Genomic DNA, 6122 nt, shown 5'->3' with positions numbered 1-6122 from the left:
CGCACCAGACGCCGCCGGGCCCGCCCTACGGGCGGACGACGCTACTTTCGAAACACGCCCTAGCCCATTCGGGGATGCCTGTCCCAGAAGTCGGCGAGGGCGTGGGCCGTCGGCAGGGGCTGGTCCAGGTTCGGTGAGTGCTCGGCCTCCGGGACGACGGTCCGGTCGGCCCGCAGCCGTACGGCCATCTCGTCCAGGAGGGGAAGCGGCCAGGTGTCGTCGCGCGCACCCGACAGCACATGGAACGGCAGCGGTACGGCGGCCAGTTCGGCGACGCGGTTCGGCTCCGCGCACAGCTGACGGCCCGTGGCGAGCAGCTGGGCGGGCTTGTGGTTCAGCCAGCGCAGCCGCAGCTGCTCCGGATGCCCGAAGCCACGTGCCGGACCGCCGACCTCCTCCGGCGGACCCATCGCCAGGATCGCCTCCCACACCTCGGGCATCGCCATCACGGCGAGCGCGTCGTGCAGCAGCTTCACGCGTACCTTCTGCGACTCCGAGATCTCGGCCGGGCCGGAGGACATCAGGGTGAAGGACACGAAGGGGGAGCGGTCGAGCAGGACCGCCGCCCGGGCGATCTGGCCGCCCAGGGAGTGCCCCACGAGATGCAGGGGCGTGCCGAGCGCCTCCGCCTGCGCGAGCACATCCTGGGCCAACTCCTCCCGGGCGTACGGGGATTCGTCGTCGGCAGGCCCGTCCGACTCGTTCTGCCCGCGTCCGTCCACGGCGATCATCCGGTAGCCGCGCGCCGCGAGGGGACGGTGCAGGTGGTGGAAGTCCTCCTTGCTGCCGGTGAACCCGGGCAGCAGCAGCGCCACGCCCCGCTCCTCGACGCCGGCGGCCACCGGCGAGTCGACGACGGCGAAGTCACCGCGCGCGGTCCGCAGGGCGTACGCACGGGCGCCGGGAGGCGGAGGGAACGGGGTCGAGGAGTCGATCGGCCTGGTCACGTGCCGAGGCTACCCGGAGGGGCACACGGCGGAACGCGGGGCCGTCGCCGAAGGCGGACCGGAACACCGAGGGCCCGGCTCCTCCGAACGGGGAGGAGCCGGGCCCTCGGGCCGTGCAGCCGGTACGTCAGCTGTCCGTGGGTTCCGCTGCGGCCGTGGCCTTGCGGGTGCGGCGCACCCTCGGCTTCGCCTCGGCCGTGTCGACCGCGGTTTCCGCGGTTTGTGCTGTGGCCGCGGTCTTGCGGGTGCGGCGCGGCTTGGCCTCCGCCTCCTGAGCCGTGGCCTGGGCCGGGATCTCGGCGGTCACCGTCGTCGCCGCGGTCTTGCGGGTGCGGCGTGGCCTGGCCTCGGCGGCTTCGGCCGTGTCGACCGCGGTTTCCGCCGCGGCGGCCGTCTTCCGCGTCCGACGGGGCTTGACCTCGGCGGCTTCGGCCGGTGCGGCGGCGGTCTTGCGGGTGCGGCGCGGCCTGGCCTCCGTGCCCTCGGCCGTGTCGACGGCGGTTTCCGCCGTGGCCGCGGTCTTGCGCGTGCGGCGGGGCTTCGCCTCGACCGCCTCGGCGGTGTCGACGGCGGCCTCGGCCGCAACCGTGGCCTTGCGGGTGCGGCGCGGCTTGGCCTCGGTGCCCTCCGCCGTGTCCACGGCCGCCTCAGCGGTCGCGGCGGCGGTCTTGCGCGTCCGGCGCGGCTTCGCCTCCGGCTCCTGAGCCGTGGCCTGGGCCGGGATGCCGGCCGTGGTGACCGTCTCCGGGGCCTCGGCGGCCTTGCGGGTGGTCCGGCGCCGGGGCTTGGCCTCGGCGGCCTCGGCCGTGTCGACCGCGGTTTCCGCCGCGGCGGCCGTCTTGCGCGTGCGGCGCGGCTTGGCGGCGGCCTCCGGGGCCGTCTCCGTGGCCTCGACGGCCTGGACCGTCTCCACCGCGGCCTCGGCCGGAGCGGCGGCGGCCGTCTTGCGGGCGCGGCGCGGCTTGGCCTCGGTGCCCTCCGCCGTGTCCACGGCCGCCTCAGCGGTCGCGGCGGCGGTCTTGCGGGTGCGGCGGGGCTTCGCCTCGACTGCCTCGGCGGTGTCGACGGCGGCCTCGGCCGCAACCGTGGCCGTGGCCTTGCGCGTGCGGCGGGGCTTCGTCTCGACCGCCTCGGCGGTGTCCACGGCGGCCTCGGCCGGAGCGGCGGCGGCCGTCTTGCGGGTGCGGCGCGGCTTGGCCTCGGCGGCCTCCGGGGCTGGCTCCACCGGCTGGACCGTCTCCACGGCGGTCTCGGCGGCCGGAACCGCCGTCGTCGCCTTGCGGGTGCGGCGGCGCGGCTTGGCGGTGACCTCGAGGGCCGCTTCCGTGCCCTCGGCCGTGTCCACGGCCGTTTCGGCGGCCGGGGTCTGAGCCGACGTCAGCTCCGGGGCGGTCTCGGCGGCCGGTGCCGTCACCGCCGTCTCCGCGGACCTGCGGGTGCGGCGGCGGCGCGGCTTGGCCGCGGCCTCGGTGCTGAGCGGAGCCTCGGGGGCGTCCAGGGACGGGCCCTCCGCGGTCGTCAGGGCCGCCTCCGCGGCCTCGGGGGCCGCGGGCGTCACCGTGGTCACGGCAGCCGCCTCGGCGGCCGCTCCGGCGCGTGTACGGCGTCGGCGGCGCGGCGTGCGGGACGCGGCGGCCTCCTCGGCCACCGGCGTCTGCTCCGCCGTCGAGACCTCCGGCGTTCCGTCGAGCACGGCTCCGCCGCGTGTACGGCGTCGGCGGCGCGGCGTACGGGCCGGACGCTCGCGCTCGGAACGGTCGGGACGGCCGTCGGAACGGGAGTCGCCCCGGCCGCCGCGCTCGCCCCGGCCACCACGGCCGCCACGTGCACCGCGGCCGCCCGGCTCGCCCAGGTCCTCCAGCTCCTCCGCGTCCAGCCCCGCGCGCGTGCGCTCGGAGCGCGGCAGGACACCCTTGGTGCCCGCCGGGATGTTCAGCTCCTCGAAGAGGTGCGGGGAGGTCGAGTACGTCTCCGGCGGATCGTTGAACGAAAGCTCCAACGCTTTGTTGATCAGCTGCCAGCGGGGGATGTCGTCCCAGTCGACGAGCGTGATCGCCGTACCCGACGCGCCCGCGCGGCCCGTACGGCCGATGCGGTGCAGGTATGTCTTCTCGTCCTCGGGGGACTGGTAGTTGATGACGTGGGTGACGCCCTCGACGTCGATGCCGCGCGCGGCGACGTCGGTGCAGACGAGGACGTCCACCTTGCCGTTGCGGAAGGCGCGCAGCGCCTGCTCGCGGGCGCCCTGGCCGAGGTCGCCGTGGACCGCGCCGGAGGCGAAGCCGCGCTGCTTGAGCTGGTCGGCGAGATCGGCGGCGGTGCGCTTCGTACGGCAGAAGACCATGGCCAGGCCCCGGCCGTCGGCCTGCAGTATGCGCGCGACCATCTCCGGCTTGTCCATGTTGTGCGCGCGGTACACGTGCTGCGAGATGTTCGCGACGGTCACGCCCTCGTCGTCCGGCGCGGTGGCGCGGATGTGCGTGGGCTGCGACATGTAGCGGCGGGCGAGACCGATGACCGCGCCCGGCATGGTCGCCGAGAACAGCATGGTCTGACGGCGCGCCGGCAGCAGGTTGATGATCTTCTCGACGTCGGGCAGGAAGCCCAGGTCGAGCATCTCGTCGGCCTCGTCGAGGACGAGGGACTTGATGTGCTGGAGGTTGAGCTTCTTCTGGCCCGCGAGGTCGAGCAGCCGGCCCGGGGTGCCGACGACGACGTCGACACCCTTCTTGAGGGCCTCGACCTGGGGCTCGTAGGCCCGGCCGCCATAGATCGCCGTCACGCGCACGTTGCGCACCTTGCCGGCGGTCAGGAGGTCGTTGGTGACCTGGGTGCACAGCTCGCGCGTGGGGACGACGACGAGCGCCTGCGGGGCGTCGGTGAGGTCCTCGGGCCTGGCGCGGCCGGCCTCGACGTCGGCAGGGACGGTCACGCGCTCGAGGAGCGGGAGCCCGAAGCCGAGCGTCTTGCCGGTGCCGGTCTTGGCCTGGCCGATGACGTCCGTGCCCGACAGGGCCACGGGGAGCGTCATCTCCTGGATGGGGAAGGGGGTGATGATGCCGACGGCCTCCAGGGCCTCGGCGGTCTCGGGAAGGATTCCGAGCTCTCGGAACGTCGTAGTCAGGGTGCTGCCTCTTCTGTGTATGCGGTGCGAGGCGAGCGCGGGGGTCTTTGACGGACCGTGCCGGGGACGTCGGCTGCCTTACGGGCAAACCGCATGCGGCAAGCCGTATGGCACGGGACCTCTGCCGACGCTCACAGGCCTGTCCGGCGGATCATGCCGGAGACCACGATGATCGGTCACCGTGGATCGCCTCCGGCCTCATCCGCCGGACAGGCCCAGCGCTCGTACCGCTGGAGGGTTCCCTCCGGTCGTCGTACGCAATGTGCCGTACGGCCGGGGAGGGCTATCGGGTCGGAGCCGATCGGGCCACCGACCGGGCATCCTCATACGTGCGGCCCGTCGAATATTCGGCAGGCGCATTACCACCATACCCCGGAATCGTGCACATGCGATGGCCGATTCGGTCACGTTGTGGTTGTCACACCGTCGGACGTGGTCGGCTGCGTCTCCGCGGTCACACTGATTGACCAGGGACTTCCGCCCTGCGGTGAGCGGGCTATTGTGCGCTGCATGACCACCTCTGACAAGCCTGACAACGCGTCCGACGAGCCTGCCGAGCCCACCGAGTCCGCCGAAGCCGTCACGGGGATCGCCGCCCAGGACTGGGCGCAGGCCTCCGCCGATCCGCAGTACCGGGCCGCGGTCGTGGACCTGCTCGGAGCCCTCGCGTACGGCGAGCTGGCCGCGTTCGAGCGGCTCGCGGAGGACGCAAAGCTGGCGCCCACGCTGGAGGACAAGGCGGAGCTGGCGAAGATGGCCTCGGCCGAGTTCCACCACTTCGAGCGGCTGCGCGACCGGCTCACGGAGATCGGCGAGGAGCCCACCGCGGCCATGGAGCCGTTCGTCGCCGCGCTCGACGGCTTCCACCGGCAGACGGCGCCCTCGGACTGGCTGGAGGGCCTGGTCAAGGCGTACGTCGGCGACTCGATCGCCAGCGACTTCTACCGTGAGGTCGCGGTCCGTCTGGACAGCGACACCCGCGCCCTGGTGCTCGCCGTCCTAGACGACACCGGTCACGCCGGATTCGCCGTGGACCGGGTCCGCGCGGCGATCGACGCCGACCCGCGCGTGGGCGGACGGCTCGCGCTGTGGGCGCGGCGGCTGATGGGCGAGGCCCTGTCGCAGTCCCAGCGGGTGGTCGCCGACCGGGACGCGCTGTCGACGATGCTCGTGGGCGGCGTCGCGGACGGATTCGACCTCGCGGAGGTCGGCCGCATGTTCTCCCGCATCACCGAGGCCCACACCAAGCGGATGGCGGCGCTGGGACTCGCGGCCTGAGACCCGTTCGGGCCGGCCACGGCCCGCTGGGCCGGGGCGGTTGTGCCGGGGTCGTCAGCTACACGGGTGAGCCGGGACCGCTACGCGGGGGCCGAGCGGCGGCGGAGCCGGCCGGCCGGGCGGAGCAGCAGGGAGACCGAGGCGGCGGAGACGACCGCCGCGCCGATCAGGCTCGGGAGCAGGGTGCCGGGGCCCAGCGCGCTGTGGGTGACGAAGTCACCGAACAGGGCTCCGGCGATGCCCGTCGCGAGGACGAGGGCGCGGACCGGCAGACGGTGGGACAGGCGCTGGAGCGCCACCCACGCGAGCGCGAGACCGAGCACAGCGGAGCCGAGCGCTTCCAAGATCATGTGGGTCCCTCCCGGGCGGCGGGCCGTGCACCAAGGTCGTAGCCCGTCCTACCCGTGACCTGCGGAATGCAATCCTCCTGCGGGGACCACTTGTGAGTCGTCCGTGAACGTGTGTGCCCCGTTGGGGCGCCGACATGAGAAGGGGCCCGGCGGTCAGGACGACCGCCGGGCCCCTTCTCGTATCGCGTGTGCCTTACAGCGCGCCGAAGCCCACCTTGCGCGGGGCCGGTTCGCCCAGCTCGACGTAGGCCAGGCGGTCGGCCGGAACCAGGACCTTGCGGCCGTGCTGGTCCACGAGGCTGAGCAGCTGCGACTTGCCGGCCAGTGCGTCGGCCACCACGCGCTCGACTTCCTCGGGAGTCTGACCGCTCTCCAGAACGATCTCGCGGGGCGCGTGCTGCACGCCGATCTTGACCTCCACGG

General features: G+C 73.8%; 5 protein-coding genes. 1 reads left to right on the top strand and 4 read right to left on the bottom strand.

Annotation, left to right across the window (positions count from 1 at the left end; all coding sequences use genetic code 11):
* Positions 1-59: 59 nt before the first annotated feature.
* Together ACLZN2_RS29850 and ACLZN2_RS29845 are read right to left on the bottom strand one after the other, a co-directional pair.
* Complete coding sequence (locus ACLZN2_RS29850; protein WP_416982420.1) at positions 60-947, bottom strand: alpha/beta fold hydrolase; 888 nt, start codon at positions 945-947, stop codon at positions 60-62.
* A 127-nt stretch (positions 948-1074) separates the two neighbouring features.
* Positions 1075-3978, bottom strand: a complete 2904-nt coding sequence (locus ACLZN2_RS29845; protein ID WP_416982418.1) for a DEAD/DEAH box helicase — start codon at positions 3976-3978, stop codon at positions 1075-1077.
* Between the two features lie 594 nt (positions 3979-4572).
* Here ACLZN2_RS29845 and ACLZN2_RS29840 point away from each other — a divergent pair.
* A complete protein-coding gene (locus ACLZN2_RS29840; protein ID WP_416982438.1) occupies positions 4573-5349 on the top strand; it encodes a ferritin-like fold-containing protein in 777 nt (258 codons plus the stop codon).
* A gap of 80 nt (positions 5350-5429) precedes the next feature.
* Here the strand turns inward: ACLZN2_RS29840 and ACLZN2_RS29835 are convergent, their stop codons facing one another.
* Positions 5430-5699 carry a hypothetical protein gene (locus ACLZN2_RS29835; RefSeq protein WP_416982417.1) on the bottom strand — a complete coding sequence of 90 codons (270 nt, stop codon included), beginning with the start codon at positions 5697-5699 and terminating at the stop codon, positions 5430-5432.
* A 193-nt stretch (positions 5700-5892) separates the two neighbouring features.
* Complete coding sequence (locus ACLZN2_RS29830) at positions 5893-6120, bottom strand: DUF3107 domain-containing protein (protein WP_067248221.1); 228 nt, start codon at positions 6118-6120, stop codon at positions 5893-5895.
* Positions 6121-6122 lie beyond the last annotated feature (2 nt).

Source organism: Streptomyces sp. T028, from assembly GCF_048159505.1.
Lineage (GTDB): Bacteria > Actinomycetota > Actinomycetes > Streptomycetales > Streptomycetaceae > Streptomyces.
This window is presented reverse-complemented; position numbering and strand designations above follow the sequence as displayed.

Coding starts and splice junctions, on each gene's coding strand:
- ACLZN2_RS29845 (WP_416982418.1), bottom strand. CDS start 3,978: ATGACGCTCCCCGTGGCCCTGTCGGGCACGGACGTCATCGGCCAGGCC.
- ACLZN2_RS29835 (WP_416982417.1), bottom strand. CDS start 5,699: ATGATCTTGGAAGCGCTCGGCTCCGCTGTGCTCGGTCTCGCGCTCGCG.